The organism is Limnohabitans sp. YIMB22184 (genome assembly GCF_048020265.1).
Lineage (GTDB): Bacteria > Pseudomonadota > Gammaproteobacteria > Burkholderiales > Burkholderiaceae_C > Limnohabitans_A.
Window position 1 is genome coordinate 1,278,566 of record NZ_CP171843.1, and the last position, 15,674, is coordinate 1,294,239.

At 61.0% G+C, this 15,674-nt stretch carries 13 protein-coding genes; 5 read left to right on the plus strand and 8 right to left on the minus strand.

Features of this window, described 5'->3' with window-relative positions; all coding sequences use genetic code 11:
• Positions 1-7: 7 nt before the first annotated feature.
• The gene (gene fumC, locus ACHEXL_RS06105) at positions 8-1,429 is read left to right on the plus strand and encodes a class II fumarate hydratase (RefSeq protein WP_416561099.1); all 1,422 of its coding nucleotides are present in this window, start codon (positions 8-10) and stop codon (positions 1,427-1,429) included.
• A 47-nt stretch (positions 1,430-1,476) separates the two neighbouring features.
• Here fumC and ACHEXL_RS06110 read toward each other — a convergent pair whose 3' ends face one another.
• Complete coding sequence (locus ACHEXL_RS06110; RefSeq protein ID WP_291929389.1) at positions 1,477-2,949, minus strand: RNB domain-containing ribonuclease; 1,473 nt, start codon at positions 2,947-2,949, stop codon at positions 1,477-1,479.
• A 144-nt stretch (positions 2,950-3,093) separates the two neighbouring features.
• Between ACHEXL_RS06110 and ACHEXL_RS06115 the strand changes: the two genes are divergently transcribed.
• A complete protein-coding gene (locus tag ACHEXL_RS06115; RefSeq protein ID WP_416561100.1) occupies positions 3,094-4,077 on the plus strand; it encodes a TauD/TfdA family dioxygenase in 984 nt (327 codons plus the stop codon).
• A gap of 24 nt (positions 4,078-4,101) precedes the next feature.
• On the opposite strand, the gene ACHEXL_RS06120 is transcribed toward ACHEXL_RS06115, so the two are convergent.
• The 5 genes from ACHEXL_RS06120 to nth form a co-directional block, all read right to left on the minus strand.
• Complete coding sequence (locus ACHEXL_RS06120) at positions 4,102-4,686, minus strand: DUF2894 domain-containing protein (RefSeq protein WP_416561101.1); 585 nt, start codon at positions 4,684-4,686, stop codon at positions 4,102-4,104.
• Positions 4,683-5,318 carry an OmpA family protein gene (locus ACHEXL_RS06125; RefSeq protein WP_108426281.1) on the minus strand — a complete coding sequence of 212 codons (636 nt, stop codon included), beginning with the start codon at positions 5,316-5,318 and terminating at the stop codon, positions 4,683-4,685. The genes ACHEXL_RS06120 and ACHEXL_RS06125 overlap by 4 nt, the downstream gene beginning before the upstream one ends.
• Positions 5,318-7,468, minus strand: a complete 2,151-nt coding sequence (locus ACHEXL_RS06130; RefSeq protein ID WP_416561102.1) for a DUF802 domain-containing protein — start codon at positions 7,466-7,468, stop codon at positions 5,318-5,320. The genes ACHEXL_RS06125 and ACHEXL_RS06130 overlap by 1 nt, the downstream gene beginning before the upstream one ends.
• Positions 7,465-8,253 carry a DUF3348 family protein gene (locus ACHEXL_RS06135; RefSeq protein ID WP_416561103.1) on the minus strand — a complete coding sequence of 263 codons (789 nt, stop codon included), beginning with the start codon at positions 8,251-8,253 and terminating at the stop codon, positions 7,465-7,467. The genes ACHEXL_RS06130 and ACHEXL_RS06135 overlap by 4 nt, the downstream gene beginning before the upstream one ends.
• A 213-nt stretch (positions 8,254-8,466) precedes the next feature.
• On the minus strand, positions 8,467-9,099 hold the full coding sequence (gene nth, locus ACHEXL_RS06140; protein ID WP_416561104.1) for an endonuclease III: 633 nt from the start codon (positions 9,097-9,099) through the stop codon (positions 8,467-8,469).
• Positions 9,100-9,153: 54 nt separating this feature from the next.
• Between nth and ACHEXL_RS06145 the strand changes: the two genes are divergently transcribed.
• Genes ACHEXL_RS06145 through ACHEXL_RS06155 form a run of 3 tightly spaced genes read left to right on the plus strand, consistent with a single transcriptional unit; the run spans position 9,154 to position 11,359 of the window.
• Positions 9,154-10,350 (plus strand): PLP-dependent aminotransferase family protein, encoded by a 1,197-nt coding sequence (locus ACHEXL_RS06145; RefSeq protein ID WP_416561105.1) that lies wholly within the window; start codon positions 9,154-9,156, stop codon positions 10,348-10,350.
• On the plus strand, positions 10,347-11,153 hold the full coding sequence (locus ACHEXL_RS06150) for an alpha/beta fold hydrolase (protein ID WP_416561106.1): 807 nt from the start codon (positions 10,347-10,349) through the stop codon (positions 11,151-11,153). Before ACHEXL_RS06145 ends, ACHEXL_RS06150 begins: the two co-directional genes overlap by 4 nt.
• Positions 11,150-11,359 (plus strand): DUF3820 family protein, encoded by a 210-nt coding sequence (locus ACHEXL_RS06155; protein WP_416561107.1) that lies wholly within the window; start codon positions 11,150-11,152, stop codon positions 11,357-11,359. Before ACHEXL_RS06150 ends, ACHEXL_RS06155 begins: the two co-directional genes overlap by 4 nt.
• Positions 11,360-11,401: 42 nt before the next feature.
• Here ACHEXL_RS06155 and serB read toward each other — a convergent pair whose 3' ends face one another.
• Positions 11,402-12,124 carry a phosphoserine phosphatase SerB gene (gene serB, locus ACHEXL_RS06160; RefSeq protein WP_416561108.1) on the minus strand — a complete coding sequence of 241 codons (723 nt, stop codon included), beginning with the start codon at positions 12,122-12,124 and terminating at the stop codon, positions 11,402-11,404.
• Positions 12,125-12,156: 32 nt separating this feature from the next.
• On the minus strand, positions 12,157-15,651 hold the full coding sequence (mfd, locus tag ACHEXL_RS06165; RefSeq protein WP_416561109.1) for a transcription-repair coupling factor: 3,495 nt from the start codon (positions 15,649-15,651) through the stop codon (positions 12,157-12,159).
• Between the last annotated feature and the right edge of the window lie 23 nt (positions 15,652-15,674).

Consider the following 15,674-nt stretch of genomic DNA (forward strand, 5'->3'; position numbering starts at 1 on the left):
GGCGCTGATGACATCCCAAAGACAGGAGTTCGACCCCTTGGGCCCTGTGCTGGTCGACTCGGATCGCTTGTGGGGGGCGCAAACTCAGCGCGCCCTCTTGCACTTCAACATCTCCAGTGAACGGATGCCTGTGGAACTGATCCACGCCTTGGCTTCGGTCAAACGGTCTTGCGCCAAGGTCAATGGTGACTTGGGACTTTTGCCGATGCACAAAGTGCGCAGCATCATGGTAACGACCGAAGAAATCATGGCAGGCACGCACGATGCCGAGTTTCCGCTGTCGGTCTGGCAAACCGGCTCTGGCACACAGACCCACATGAACATGAACGAAGTGTTGGCCAATCGCGCATCCGAGCATTTGGCAGGCCCTCGTGGTCCAGAGCGGCTGGTTCATCCCAACGACGATGTGAATTTAGGCCAATCGTCCAACGATGTGTTTCCAACGGCCCTGCATGTGGCTGCGGCTTTGGGCATTTCGACACACGTATTGCCCGCGCTGGACGAGCTGCAGGCCAGCCTGCATGAGAAATCACAGGCTTTCTCGGGCATCGTCAAGCTGGGCAGGACACACCTGCAAGATGCCACGCCGATCACGCTGGGACAGGAGTTTTCAGGTTACGCCGCGCAATTGGCCAACGCCCGCCAGCTGATCCAGGGTGCGCTGAGCTGGCTTTACCCATTGGCCATCGGCGGCACAGCGGTCGGAACAGGCCTGAACACCCACCCGGAATTTGGCCCACGTGTGGCGGCCGAGTTGGCGCGTGTGCACCACATGCCTTTTGAGAGTGCCGACAACAAGTTCGCAGCCTTGGCTGCACACGATGCTTTGGTGGCGACGCATGGCATGCTCAAAACGCTGGCCATTGCGCTGACCAAGATCGCCAACGACATTCGATGGCTGGCTTCAGGCCCGAGATCGGGTTTGGGCGAAATCACCATCCCGGACAATGAGCCCGGCAGCTCGATGATGCCCGGCAAGGTCAACCCCACCCAATGCGAAGCGTTGACCATGCTGTGTGCCCAAGTGATGGGCAACGATGTGGCCATGGGCATCGGCGCGGCGTCCGGGCATTTGGAGCTCAACGTCTACAAACCGCTGTTGGCCCACAACCTGCTGCAGAGCATTCGTCTTTTGGCCGACGGCATGCGCAGTTTCGACCGGCATTGCGTGCGGGGTATCCAGCCCGATGTTGAGCGCATCGAGGCGCACCTGAAGAAATCCTTGATGCTGGTGACCGCCTTGGTCCCGCACTTGGGCTATGACCGATCTGCAGAGATTGCCAAGTGGGCTTTGAAGAATGGCAGTTCACTTGCTGAGGCTGCGCTCTCGCTGGGCTACGCCAGTCAGGCGCAATTGGATCTTTGGCTTCAGCCCGCGGGGATGCTGGGGCCCATGCCAAGCCACGCCAACCCGGCACCTGATACCTGACACCTGAAACGCACCAGATCAAACGCCGTGGTGCTGCGCGGCCTGCATCAATGCACCAGCACAAAATCAATGAACCCCCGCTCGACCGAGGTGGAGACCAGCTTGACGGTCACCGCCTGGCCAACCCTCAGGTCGGGCAGTGGTCCCGTGAGCCGACCTTCTGCCGGAGGTTGAAGGATGCGGACCCAAACGCCGTGCTCCCCCAGGCCCGTCACCAAACCACTGAAACGCTCGCCCACATGGGAATGCAGCAACAAGGCGGCCTCGGATTTGCGAACTTGGCGTTCCACTTTCTGGGCGGCATCTTCTTGCGCTGTGCAGTGCGACGCCAGATCGGCCAATTCGGCATGGGCGTAAGCGGGCTTGGCGTTGTTCAGGACCGACTTGATCAGCCGCTGGGTGATCAGATCAGGAAAGCGCCGATTGGGCGCGGTGGAATGCATGTAGTCGTGCACGGCCAAACCGAAATGGCCGATCGGGACATGGCCGGGGCGTTCCACCACGTATTCGCCCGAGCCCATGAGTTTCACGATGACCAGTGACAGGTCGGGAAACCGCAGCGGGTCCCGCTTGTGCTGGTTGGCCAAAAAGGTTTCCAGGGCTTGTCCGTCGGGTTCGTTCGGCAATGTGACCCCGTACTCTTGTGCCACCTGCACAATGCGCAACCAACGCTCGGGGGAGCGCACTACGCGGCGCAGCGATGCACGGCCGTGGGTCGCCAGAAAACGGGCGGTGCAGCGATTGGTGGCGATCATGAATTCTTCGATCAACTGCCTGGCCCGATTGTGTGGCTGCTGTTGAATGTCCGTGATCCGGTCGCCATCGAACAGCGCTTTGGGCTGAAAAGTTTCAAATTCCAGCGAACCTTCTGCACGCCGCAAGACCCTGAGTTTTTGTGCCAACTCGTCTTGCAGGCGCAGCTGAATCTGCATGCCCTTGACCCGGCGAGCGGGCTCCGGCAAATCGCCTTCACCCGCCAGCCACGCCGAAACGGCGTCGTATGCCAGCTGTGCCTTGTTGCGCACCCGCGCCCGATAGATCGACGACTCCAGCAAGACCCCGTCCTCGCTGAAAGCCATTTCAACCACCACAGCCAAACGGTCTTCGTCCTGATTGAGGGAGGTCAGATCGGTGCACAGCCGCTCAGGGAGCATCGGAAAGATCAGGGCCGAGGTGTAGACCGATGTGGTGTTTTGGCGCGCATGTTCATCGATGGGCGTGCCTTTTTTCACCAACGCATCGACATCGGCAATGGCCACATGAACCCGGATCTTGCCTTGGTGCAGCGGCTCGATCACAGTCAATTGGTCCAGGTCACGCGAATCGTCGTTGTCGATCGAGCACCACAGCCATCCGGTGAGGTCCCGGACAGCCTCGTCAGACTCGGTAGCAGGGCCTTTGAGCGAGGCGACCTGTCGCTGTACAGCGTGTGAAAACTCCGGCTCCAGCCCTCTGCTGAACATGGCCCAGGTGGCGATGGTCGAAAGGTTGGCCCTGTGGTTGGACAGGATGTGGCGCATGAGGAGCCTTTCCGGGTGTTGTCCCATTCTGCGCCTGTTGTGTGGATGAACACTGTTCGCAAAGCCTCTTTGGCGTGCCCGGTAAACTTGTTCTTGTGCTGCGCAAAAGGTCATCTGCGGCCAACACCGACCTGAAAGGACAACATGAGCCTGATACTCAAACAAACGATCACCGGGCCTGCGGCCTGGAAAGGTGCCGACATGGTGGGGGACACCTCTTGGTTGCACCACGTGTCGGCGGAGGTGATCGCAACGCTGGATGCCGCGCTGGCCCATGTCAAAGCCCAAGGGTTGACGTTTCCGAATTTCTCCCGCGAAGACTTTCCAATTGGCAACTGGGCACACACCCTGAAGGCGCACAGCGACGAGCTGGAAAACGGCAGGGGCTTTCTGGTGCTGCGCGGCCTGCCTGTGGATCGCTACAGCGAAGAAGACATCCAGATCCTTTACTACGGCATTGGTCTGCACATGGGCGTGCCTGTAAGGCAAAACCCCAAGGGCGACCTGCTGGGCGTGGTCATGAATGTGGGCGATGTCACGAAAAAAACCACCTGCGTTTACGAAACCAACCTGTATTTGCCTTACCACTCGGACCCGTCGGACGTGGTGGGCCTTTTGTGTCTGCGCAAGGCCAAGCAGGGGGGCTTGAGCAGCTTGGTGAGCGTGGCCGCGATCTACAACGAGATCCTGCAACACCACCCCGAGTACCTGGGTCTGTACTACCGCACTTGGTATTTTTCGCACCTGTGCGAGGACCTGCCCAGCTTGTCGCCCATCTTCAGCCACCACCTGGGCAAGCTCAGCTGCCGCTACCTGCGCCAGTACATCGAACTGGGCCATGAGATCCGCCAGCTCCCTTTGTCGAAGGTCGAAATCGAAGCGCTCGATCTGTTTGATGACATCATGCACCGCGAGGATTTCCGCCTCAGCATGATGCTGGAGCCCGGTGACCTGCAGTTTGCCAACAACTATGCGGTGCTGCACTCGCGCAATGAGTTTGAAGACCATGGCGTGCACGAACTCAACCGCAAAATGCTGCGCCTGTGGGTCAAGATGCCCAATGCGCGGACATTGGCGCCGGAGTTTCCGGGTCGTAACGGGTTCCCGGCACCTGTAGCACTCGCCTGATGGGTCCGCCAAAGACCCTCTGACTTATGGGCGAGTTTTGGCGGGGAGGGTCGTTTTTTTGGGCATCAACTTGCCCTTGTCGGCGTCATCCAGGCACAGCAGTGTGTCCACATGCGCCATGAAACGGTTGAGGTAGTCCGGCGAGAGGTCGCGCATCAGGCCCAGCGAGCGCAGCACCAACATGTGCGAATTGATGGGGCCTGCGTTTTGCGGTGCCTGGGCGATGGCTTGGCTGACCTGCTTTTGCACGCTGATCTTGCTCAGCTGCTTTCGGAACTGCTGGATGCGCGGATTTTCGGATGGCCACCCTGGTGTTTTGCCACCCCCTGGCGGGGTATTTTTCGAGCGCATGTCTTGCAGCAGCGTGACCAAGGGGGAGGGCATCGCTGCAGGCGCTGCATGGGGCTCGCACGCAGTGCTCATCCGTGCTTCCAAACGCTGGACAGCCTCTTGCAGTTTGGCCAGGAGCAACAACTGCGCAGGGCCGGACAGCGCTTGCATGCGCTGGTTCAATGCTTCGATGTAATGCCAGCCGACCGCATCCACCCGCGCAGCACCCGAGGCGCGCAAGGCGTCAAGGTCTGGCAGGGCAGGTGCGGCTGGGTTCATGGCTTGGCTGCGTTGGCCGCTTTGGGCACCGGGGCCATTTCCACGCGGCGGTTCTGGGCTCGGGCTTTCTCGTTGGTGTTGGCCACCAAAGGTTGCTCTTGGCCAAAGGCCGCCGCAAACAGCAGTGACGAAGGCATGCCTTCTTCGATCAAGGTGCGTGTCACCGTGAGGGCACGTTGGGCCGACAGCTCCCAGTTGTCTGCAAACTGCCGGTTGCGGCTGCCGACCGCCTTGTCGTCGGTGAAACCGCTGACCATCAGCATTTCGTCCCGCGACTGCAGGTAGCTGCGCAGGGGCACCACCAGGCTTTTGAGCAGCTGGCGCCCTTCGGGTTCGAGCTTGTCGGAATTCAACTCAAAGAGCAGCTTGCCGCTGATGCCGATGCGGCCGTTGTTCAAGGTGATGCGGCCACTGGCCAGCGGAATAGCCAGGGCTTGCTCCAGCGACAGGCGTTTTTGTTCTTCGACTTGGCGCTTTTGCACCTCGTCTTCGAGCTTGGACGCCATGTCCAGTTGCGCCGCCATCACCCCCACCAGCAGCAGCACAAACGCGCCCAGCAGGCCGGTCATCAAGTCGGCGAACGAGATCCAGGTGGGCGTGGTGGATTCGCTCTCGGCTTCCAGTTCCAGCATCAAGCAGCTCCTTCGGCTTGGCGTTGCTGCAAGGCTTCCAGCACGTCTTTCTGGCTGCCGATGCTCAGGTCGATCATTTCACGGGCCTGCGCCACGTAATAAGCCAGCTGTTCGTCGCTGCGCGTCATGGATTTTTCGATGGCCTGCTCGATGCGCTGCAGGTTGGCCATGAGTTTCTCGTTGGTTTCGGTGAACGAACGCACCGCAAAGCCAAAGGTTTCACCCAGGCTGGCCACGTCCACCGCGCTGGCCGTGACTTGCGCAGCCATGTCGCTCAGCTTGCCCGTCTCGGCCGCCACGTGTTCATGGAACTGGCCGCTGGTTTGGTTCAGCGATGCCTGGCTGGCCGTGACCATGGCGTCAATCACGCCACGCTGCTCGGTCGATGCATGGTTGATCGCGTCCAGCAAGGTGCTGAGTGTGCCCAGAATGCGGGTGCGTTCTTCGAGCAAGGCGTTGTCACGCGCCACGCTGACCGAGATTTCCTGACGCAACTGCCCAATGACTTCGGCCGCTGCTTTGGGCGCCTCAGAGGCGGTTTCGATCAGGCGGGTGATGGGCTCTTCCAGCGCGGTGCCCAGCGTGGTCAGGTGTGTGGTCACCGCTGTTTGCAGTTCGGCCAGGCGGGCCACCGCGGTCTGACCCCGCGCGTCTTCGGCATCCCGCAGGGCCGACAGCTCCTGGCGTAGCACTGCGGCCAGTTCTTCGGCACGTTGCTGGTGTCCTGCTGTCCATTGCGCCTCCGATGCGATGCGCTCGCGCATCAGCGCTTCGCTGCTGGCCACGAGGCGTGTGATCTCTGCCAAAGTCTGTGTGGCCTGAGCTTGGGTGTGGGTGGTGATGTCTTGCGCGGTGCGGCTCAGGGTGTCGCAGATGGCTTGCTGCTGCGCCAGGGTCTGCGCACCCGTGCTTTGCCATTGATCGCGCAGTGATGCGGCCATCTGCTCCAGCGAGGCCTGCCAAGCTTGCAGACGCTGCTGGTCGGCGCTGCTTTGCAGGGCCTGCTGCTGGGTCTGTGCGGCGCTGACCTGGTCAACCAAGGCCCGGGCACTGCGCTCGAAATTCTGGCTGAACACATCCAGCGTCTGACCGACGCGTTCGGTCATGTGGCTGCTGGCTTGCTCGTGGCGCGTCAGTGTCTCGGTGCTGGTTTGCGCCACGGCAGCAGCCGTGGCAGCCATTTGGGTGTTGAGCTCGCTCAATTGTTGTTGCGTGTTGAGCAGCAGACGCTCATTCATGGCCTGGGCTTGTTCGCTCAGTTGTGCCATGGTGGCCTGCACCACGGGTCGAATACCGTCGCTGGCCAATTCCATGCTTTGGCTCAAGCTGGTGCGCAGAGATTGGTCGACCGATTGCGCCAGACCTGTGTAGGCCGAGTGCACTTGAACGTGGAAGCTTTGCTGGTTGGCCAACAAGCGCTCGTTCATCTGTTGGTTGGTTTCGGCCATTTGCGCCATCAGGCTTTGCAATTGCTGCACCACCTGCGGCAAGGCTTGTGACTGCTGCTGCAATGCCTTGAGTGTTTCTTGACGCTGGTGCACCAGAGAAAAGCCCCTCAGACTGCTGGCCATGAGCGTGTCCAACAGCTGGGTGGCTTGAGTGCGTTCGCGGCGGGCCAGGCTGCTCATCAAACCGAGCATGGCTGAGGTGGCCACACCTGCGACAGAGGTGCCAAACGCCAGACCCAAGCCCTTGATGGGTTCGGAAAACGCCGCCCGAATGCCTGCGACGTTGGTCGATCCTTCCAGCGCAAACACCGCGCCATTGAGCGTGACCACCATGCCCAAAAATGTGCCCAGCATCCCCAGCATCACCAACAAACCCACCAAGTAGGGGGTCAGGGCCGGACCAGGAAGGCCAACGCGCTCACCCTCCACACGCTGACGGACCGGGTTTTGCAAGCCGGGTGGGAGAGTAGTCAGCCAATCACCAAGATTGGACAAGCTGGGCGAAACATCGGCCAGGGCTTGGTTCAATGCAGCGGTGGCCGCACGGTATTGGCGCAACTCCATAGCGCCAAAAACATACACCGCGCCAATGACCGCGGCCATGATCAAGACCAGCAGGTGCGAGGTGGCCACAGCGGCTGCAACCCAAAGCACAGCCAATGCGCCCAGCACAAAGGCAATCTGGAAGGAATATCGTTTCATTGTTCTTTTGGTGTGTATGTGTTGAAGGCTTCAAGAAGTCCCAGCACGGGTTGCAGTCGCGTGTCCAGCTCGGCCAGTAAAGCCGTGCGCAGGGCTTGGCGCAACGGCAACAGCCAGGCCATGGGACTCACGGCAGTGTCAGACGTGGCATCCGAAGCCGCTGAATGGGCTTCGGCTTGTTTTTTGAGGTGTTGTTTGAGGGCTTGTACAAAGCGCTTTTCGTGCAGCTTGGAGACTTGGCCCAACAAAAGTGCTTCACGCTCGCCCAAGATGTTTTCAAAAGCCGCATCGAGCGTGGCCAGCTGCTGCAGGCGCGGCGAACTTTGGCTCAGCTGCCCGCGCACTTGTGAACGCAAGGTTTGAATGGACACTTCCATTTGCCGCTGGTGGGCGGCATAAAAACGGCGGTAGGGCTCAAAAGCCGTTTTAAGCTCGATCGGCTCGTCGAGTTCGGCAGGGGGCATGTCAATGCGTGCCAGACCGGAACCACTGGGCGCACCTTGTGCGATGGATTGTTCAAGTTGGGCGCGAACTTTATCCACATGGCGGGTCAGCGCCTCGGCCGTCAACAGGCCTGCTCGCCGCAGGTGCGCAGGCTGTGGCGCGGCAGGCTGCTCAGGGTGGAGCACGCCGTGCAAGGCAATGGCCTGGCGAAAGTTCAGCCAATCGCCCAGTCGCTGCCCTACATCGTCCTCTGCCCGGGCAGCATCGAGCATGGCGTTTTCGATCAAAAAACGAGCCAGACGGGAGCTGTTGAAGTGGGCACGCGGCGAAGGGCGCGTCATGGGTGGGCGTGTTTGGGTACGAAAAAAGCAGAGCGGCGGGGCTCAGGACTTGACAGATGCCAAGGTTGGCACGGTTTGTTCAGCAAATTTGTAATTTTACCCGCCGAAAGCACGACACCTTGATCACGTTGAGGCAGACTAAAGGCAGACAAAAGGAGGGTGACAAGCCCCCTTGGTCATAGCCTCGCGGTCGAGTATCCACGTCCCCGCATTTCACAAAATCTTGGGTTTGAAATCACAAAACGCCGCCACCGCACACTGCCCGCACAGGGGTTTGCGGGCCTGGCACACATAGCGCCCGTGCAGGATCAGCCAGTGGTGCGCATCGACCAGGTATTTGGCCGGGATGCGTTTGAGCAGCTTTTGCTCCACCTCCAAAGGCGTTTTGCCCGGGGCGAGGCCCGTGCGGTTGCCGAGGCGAAAGATGTGCGTGTCCACCGCCATGGTCGCTTCGCCAAACGCCGAGTTCAAGACCACATTCGCGGTTTTGCGGCCGACGCCGGGCAATGCTTCGAGGGCTTCGCGCGTGCGGGGCACCTGCCCGCCGTGTTGTTCAACCAAAATCCGGCAGGTTTCCATCAGGTGCTTGGCTTTGCTGCGGTACAGACCAATGGTCTTGATGTAGCTCTCCAGACCTGCCAAGCCCAGGTCCAGGATCTTTTGCGGCGTACCCGCCACCGGGAAGAGTTTGCGCGTGGCCTTGTTCACGCCCACATCGGTGGCCTGGGCCGACAGCAGCACGGCGGCCAGCAGCTCAAAGACGCTGGTGTATTCCAGCTCGGTCACGGGCATGGGGTTGGCGGCTTGCAGGGTGGCAAAGAAGGATTCGATCTGTGCGGGTTTCATGGGGTGTCCAGATGTTGGCAAAATGACGGCCAAGTCAACACGGGAAGATACACCATGCCTTTGCAATTTGCCGATCGCCTGAACAACGTCGAAACCTCCGCCATCCGCGAGCTGTTCAAGCTCCTGGGCAAGCCCGGCATCATCAGCTTTGCAGGTGGCTTTCCCGACAGCGCCATGTTCGACGTGGACGGCATCCGCGAAGCCAGCAATGCTGCACTGAGCCAAGACCCAGGTGCCGCGCTGCAATACGGCGCAACCGAGGGCTTTGGACCGCTGCGCGAGCAACTGGCCCATTTCATGGGCCAAAAGGGCGCGAAAGACGTGACCGCAGACCAGCTGATCGTGACCACCGGCAGCCAGCAAGCGCTGGACTTGATCGGCAAGACCATGATCAGCCCCGGCGACAAAGTGATTGTGGAAGGCCCAACCTTTCTGGCCACCATCCAGTGCTTCCGTTTGTACGGGGCCGAACTCATCAGCGCCCCGGTGGATGGCCATGGCGTCAAGACCGACGAGCTGGAAAAACTGATCGCGGAGCATAAGCCAAAATTCGTGTACCTGATCCCGACCTTTGGCAACCCCAGCGGGGCCTTGCTGAGCGCCGAGCGTCGCCAAAAAGTCTTGGAGATGGCCGTCAAGCACCAGACCCTGATCGTCGAAGACGACCCGTATGGCGATCTGTACTTTGGCGAAGCGCCACCGCCCAGCTTGCTGGCTATGAGCGCCTCGGTGCCCGGCAGCCGCGAGCTGCTGGTGCATTGCGGCTCGCTCTCCAAAGTGCTGTCGCCCGGCTTGCGCGTGGGCTGGATGATCGCACCCGCCGAATTGCTGGGCAAAGCCACCATGTGCAAGCAGTTCAGCGACGCGCACACCAGCACCTTTGCCCAGGCCACGGCGGCGCAATATCTGAAGGCCGGTCGCATGCCCGCCACGCTGGACAAGGTGCGTGCTGTGTATGCAAAGCGTGCCCAAACCATGGGCGATGCGCTGCGCAAGGAACTGGGGGATGCGGTCGAGTTTGTGCAGCCCCAAGGCGGCTTGTTCGTGTGGGCGCGCCTCACAGGCGCTGGCGGCAAGGTGGCGGATGGCAACGCGTACGCCAAACGCGCCATTGATCGGGGCGTGGCCTTTGTGCCGGGCACGCCGTTCTTCTGCGCTAATCCCGACCATGCCACATTCCGCCTGAGCTTTGCCACCGTGGGTGAAGACAAGATTCTGGAAGGTATTTCGCGTCTGGCCAGGGCGCTGTGAGTGCCATCACCGTCCACGGTACAGATGTCTGCCTGCAAGGCGAGGGCGACGAAGTCATCCTCATGCTGCACGGCTGGCCCGACACCCGTGCGCTGTGGGACGGCACCGTGGCGGCATTGCAGGACCGCTTTGTCTGCGCCCGATTGACACTGCCCGGTTTTGAGTCTGGCCCACCGACCACGAGCTTGGACGGCATGTGCGAGCTGCTTGTCAAGATCGTGGACCGCATCAGCCCAAACCAGCCGGTGACGCTGATGCTGCACGATTGGGGCTGTGTGTTTGGTTACGAGTTCGCCATGCGCCACCCCGAGCGCGTGGCCCGCGTGGTGGCGGTGGACGTGGGCGACCACAACTCGGGTGCCCTGCTGCGGGAGTGGGGACTGAAGGAAAAAGTGTCCGTCATGGGCTACCAGATTTGGCTGGCGCTGGCGTGGAAGATCGCAGGCAGCCTGGGCACCCGCATGACCCGCGCCATGGCGCGCTGGCTGCGTTGCCCGACCGAGCCAGAGCGCATCACCTACAAGATGAACTACCCCTACGCCATGCAATGGTTCGGCACAGCGGGCGGCTTCCAGAGCGCGGCGCAAATCCAGCTGCCCATGCCACTGCTGTTTGTTTATGGCGAGCGCAAACCCTTCATGTTCCATTCTTCTAAATGGTTAAAGGAAGTCGCCGCCACGCCCGGCAGCGCGGTGCAGAGTTTGCCTTGTGGGCATTGGGTGATGATTTCTCGGCCCGAGGCGTTTCATGCACGCGTGCGTGAATGGCTGAGCGACCAAAGCCTCAAGCCATTGAACGCATGAAGCCCGATGATTTGGTGAAGCTCGTCACCACACCCATGCCCTTTGGCAAACACAAAGGCGTGCTGATCGCCGACTTGCCCGGTAACTACCTGAATTGGTTTGCACGTGAGGGTTTCCCAAAAGGCGAAATCGGGCAACTGCTGCAGCTGATGCAAGAGATTGACCACAACGGGCTGAGCGATCTGCTCAAGCCGCTGCGCCGCTGACCCCCATTGGGCTGCAGGGGCAGCCTCACGTAACAACCAAACTCAAGGCTTGACGACTTCCAGCAGGCGATCGAGTCCACCTTGGTTGATCGCCACCATTGCCTGCTCACGCACCTTGGGTTTGGCGTGGTAGGCCACCGACAACCCGGCAGCGCCCATCATCGGCAGGTCGTTGGCACCATCGCCGACAGCGATGCATTCGTGCGGCTCGATGCCCATCAAAGAGGCCAGCTCCAACACCGTTCTGCGCTTCTCGGCGCCATCACAAATGTCGCCCCAGCTTTGCATCACCAAGCTGCCCGTGAGTTCGCCATTGAAGATCTCCAGCTGGTTAGAGCGGGCGAAATCGATGTTCAGGCGCTCTTTTACACGGTCGGCAAAAAAGGTGAACCCCCCCGACACCAGCAGCACCTTCAGGCCCGCCTTCTGGCAAGCCGCAATCAGCTCAGCCGCGCCGGGGTTGATTTTCAAGCGCTCGGTGTAGACGCGCTCCATGTCGGTCAGCGTCACGCCCTTGAGCAGCGTCAGACGGCGGCGCAGGCTTTCCTTGAAATCGGTGATCTCGCCGCGCATGGCCGCCTCTGTGATGGCAGCCACCTCGGCCTTGCGGCCTACGGCATCGGCGATTTCGTCGATGCACTCGATGCTGATGAGCGTGGAGTCCATGTCAAACGCGATCAGTTTGAACTGGGGCAGTGACAGGGGGGCGGTGAAGCCCTGAATGGCGAGGCCGGGGGCAAACTCGGTAGGGGTAGCGGTGGTCATGGATCAGGATTATCGAAGATCGTTGAACGGTCTCAGGCCGTGGCTGTTTCGGTCTTGGGCTGCCCCAAACTCCTGAGCACATCCCGCACCATCTGCGCCCGCGCCTTGGGGTCCGGCAGTTCGCGCTCAATCCGGATTTTGTCGTTGCCCGCCAGCTTGATGTGTTTGTTCTTCTGGATGAGACCGATGATGGCCATGGGGTCCACGGGCGGATTGGGCTTGAAGGTAATTTGGATCACGCCCGGGGCCGCATCGACCTTGATGACGCCATAGGGCTGGGTCAGCACCCGCAGGCGGTGCACGTCCACCAGGGTTTGCGCTTGTGGGGGCAGCTTGCCAAAGCGGTCCACCAATTCTTCCAGCAGGGCGTCGATCTGGTCGCTGGTTTTGGCGGTGGCCAGCTTTTTATAAAAGCTCAGGCGCAGATGCACATCACCGCAGTAGTCGTTGGGGAGCAGGGCGGGGGCGTGCAGGTTGATGTCGGTGGTGGCGGTGAGCGGGTTGAGCAAATCGGGCTCTTTGCCCGCTTTGAGGCTGCGCACCGCTTCGGACAACATTTCGTTGTAGAGCTGAAAGCCCACTTCGAGCATGTTGCCGCTCTGGTTTTCGCCCAGCACTTCGCCCGCCCCGCGAATCTCGAGGTCGTGCATGGCCAGATAAAAGCCACTGCCCAGTTCTTCCATTTGCTGGATAGCATCGAGCCGCTGGGCCGCTTGTTTGGTCAGGCCTTCGATCTCGGGCACCATCAAATACGCATAGGCTTGGTGGTGTGAACGGCCCACGCGTCCGCGCAGCTGGTGCAGCTGGGCCAGGCCGAACTTGTCGGCGCGAGAGATCACGATGGTGTTGGCCGTGGGCACGTCAATGCCAGTTTCGATGATGGTCGAGCACAGCAAGATGTTGTAGCGTTGGGCCACAAAGTCGCGCATCACGCGTTCCAGTTCGCGCTCGGGCATCTGGCCGTGGGCCACGGCGATGCGGGCCTCGGGCAGGATTTCTTCGAGCTTTTGCTTGCGGTTCTCGATGGTCTCGACTTCATTGTGCAAAAAGTAGCACTGACCGCCGCGCTTGAGTTCGCGCAGCACCGCCTCGCGGATCACGCCCGTGCCTTCGTTGCGCACAAAGGTCTTGATGGCCAGGCGGCGCTGCGGCGCAGTCGCAATCACACTCAAATCGCGCAGGCCTTCCAGCGCCATGCCCATGGTGCGGGGGATGGGGGTGGCGGTGAGTGTGAGCACATCGACTTCGGCGCGCAGGCCTTTCATGGCCTCTTTGTGGCGCACGCCAAAGCGGTGTTCTTCGTCGATGATGAGCAGGCCCAGGTCGTGAAATTTGGTGGACTCGCTCAGCAGCTTGTGTGTGCCGACCACGATGTCCACCGTGCCATCGGCAATGCCCTTGAGGGCGGCGGTGACTTCTTTGCCCGAGCGAAAGCGCGAGACCTCGGCCACCTTGACGGGCCATTTGGCAAAGCGGTCTTTGAGGGTTTGGTAATGCTGCTCGGCCAGCAGGGTGGTGGGGGCCAACAGGGCGACTTGTTTGCCGCCCGTGACGGCCACAAAGGCGGCCCGCAGCGCGACCTCGGTCTTGCCAAAACCCACATCGCCACAGACCAGGCGGTCCATCGGGCGGGGGCTGATCATGTCTTGAATCACGCAGTGGATGGCGGCCTTTTGGTCGGCGGTTTCTTCAAACCCAAAGTCGTTGGCAAAGGTTTCGTAGTCTTGCGGGCTGTAGCGGAAAGGGTGGCCCTCGCGTGCAGCGCGGCGGGCGTAGATGTTGAGCAACTCGGCGGCGGCATCGCGCACTTGTTCGGCGGCGCGGCGTTTGGCTTTTTCCCATTGGCCTGAGCCCAGCTTGTGCAGCGGCGCTTCGTCAGCGCTCACGCCGGTGTAACGGCCAATCAGTTGCAGCTGGCTCACGGGTACATAGAGCGTGGCCTTGTCGGCGTATTCGAGGTGCAAAAACTCTTGCAGTGCGGGCGTGCCGTCGGGGTTTTTCTGGCCCATGTCCATGTTGACCAGGCCCCGATAGCGGCCTATGCCGTGCGCGCTGTGCACCACCGGGTCGCCCACGTTCAGCTCGGAGAGGTCTTTGATGAGGGCTTCCACATCGCTGACCTGTTCCTGCTTTTTGCGGCGGCGCGTGGTGGGGCCTGCGGCAAACAGTTCGGTTTCGGTGACCAGGTCGATGCTGTGCTCAAACCAGTGAAAACCACTGACCAGCGCGGCGGTGGCCATGCCGATTTTTTCGTCGCTGGCCAAAAATTCTTGCAGACTGTCAAACACCGGGGGCGTGAGGCCGCTGGAGCGAACGAAGTCCATCAAGCTTTCGCGGCGGCCATCGCTCTCGGCCAGGATCAACACGCGGCTGGCACTGCTGCGCAGGTGCGCTTGTAACCTGGCCAGCGGGTCTTCTGCACCGCGCACCACGGTGAGTTCGGGCAGTGGCTGGGCGAGGGTGTTGTCGGCCACATCGCTGGTGCCAGGACGCAAAGCCAGCTGAGCGTGACCGTTGGTCAGCGTGTAAAACTGCTCTGCACTCAAAAACAGCGCATCGGATGGCAGCACGGGCCGCTCGGGGTCGCCCTGAACCAGGCGGTAGCGGTCGCGGGTGTCTTGCCAAAAGCGCTGGAAGGCGGGTTCCAGATCGCCGTGCAGCACCACGGTGGCCGCATCGGCTTGTCCTGCGCCCAGGTAGTCGAACACGGTGGCGGTTTCTTCAAAGAACAGCGGCAGGTAGTACTCGATGCCCGCTGTGGCCACGCCATTGCCCATGTCCTTGTAGATGCGGCTCTTGGTCGGGTCGCCTTCGAGCAATTCGCGCCAGCGGCTTCTGAATCGCGCACGCGCTGCTTCGTCCATAGGGAACTCGCGTCCGGGCAACAGCCGCACTTCGGGCACGGGGTAAAGGCTGCGCTGGCTGTCGGGGTCGAAGGTGCGGATGCTGTCGATTTCGTCGTCAAACAAATCCACCCGGTAAGGCACCAAAGAGCCCATGGGGAACAGGTCGATCAAGCCGCCGCGCACCGCGTATTCGCCGGGGCTGACCACTTGGCTCACATGCGAGTAGCCCGCCAATGTGAGCTGGGCCTTGAGCTGGGCCTCGTCCAGCTTTTGCTTGACCTTGAATTCGAAGGTGTAGCCCGCCAAAAATGACGGCGGTGCCAGCCGGTACAGCGCCGTGGTGGCAGGCACCAGCACCACATCGGCGCTCTCGGCGTGGTTGCGCTGCTTGATGCGCCACAGCGTGGCCAGGCGCTCCGAAATCAAGTCCTGGTGCGGCGAGAAGGTGTCATACGGCAGGGTTTCCCAATCGGGGAACATCACGCAGCGCAGATCGGGCGCAAAAAACGCCAGCTCGTCCATGAGCCGCTGGGCGTCTGCCGCGTCGGCGGTCACGATGGCGGTGAGCTTGCCCGCTTTCTTTTCGCGCTCAGCCAGCTGGGCCAGCAGCACGGCATCGGCCGATCCGGCAGGGCGGGGCAGGGTGAATCGTTTACCGGAATTCAGACTGGGCAGTTGCATGGCGGTGGCGAAGAGAAAAAAGC

Excerpts from the sequence above, each read along its gene's own strand:
- fumC (WP_416561099.1), top strand. The coding sequence starts at position 8 with ATGACATCCCAAAGACAGGAGTTCGACCCCTTGGGCCCTGTGCTGGTC.
- ACHEXL_RS06145 (WP_416561105.1), top strand. The coding sequence starts at position 9,154 with ATGCCTTTGCAATTTGCCGATCGCCTGAACAACGTCGAAACCTCCGCC.
- ACHEXL_RS06130 (WP_416561102.1), bottom strand. The coding sequence starts at position 7,468 with ATGAAACGATATTCCTTCCAGATTGCCTTTGTGCTGGGCGCATTGGCT.
- ACHEXL_RS06135 (WP_416561103.1), bottom strand. The coding sequence starts at position 8,253 with ATGACGCGCCCTTCGCCGCGTGCCCACTTCAACAGCTCCCGTCTGGCT.
- ACHEXL_RS06125 (WP_108426281.1), bottom strand. The coding sequence starts at position 5,318 with ATGCTGGAACTGGAAGCCGAGAGCGAATCCACCACGCCCACCTGGATC.
- ACHEXL_RS06155 (WP_416561107.1), top strand. The coding sequence starts at position 11,150 with ATGAAGCCCGATGATTTGGTGAAGCTCGTCACCACACCCATGCCCTTT.
- ACHEXL_RS06110 (WP_291929389.1), bottom strand. The coding sequence starts at position 2,949 with ATGCGCCACATCCTGTCCAACCACAGGGCCAACCTTTCGACCATCGCC.
- ACHEXL_RS06115 (WP_416561100.1), top strand. The coding sequence starts at position 3,094 with ATGAGCCTGATACTCAAACAAACGATCACCGGGCCTGCGGCCTGGAAA.
- nth (WP_416561104.1), bottom strand. The coding sequence starts at position 9,099 with ATGAAACCCGCACAGATCGAATCCTTCTTTGCCACCCTGCAAGCCGCC.
- mfd (WP_416561109.1), bottom strand. The coding sequence starts at position 15,651 with ATGCAACTGCCCAGTCTGAATTCCGGTAAACGATTCACCCTGCCCCGC.
- serB (WP_416561108.1), bottom strand. The coding sequence starts at position 12,124 with ATGACCACCGCTACCCCTACCGAGTTTGCCCCCGGCCTCGCCATTCAG.
- ACHEXL_RS06120 (WP_416561101.1), bottom strand. The coding sequence starts at position 4,686 with ATGAACCCAGCCGCACCTGCCCTGCCAGACCTTGACGCCTTGCGCGCC.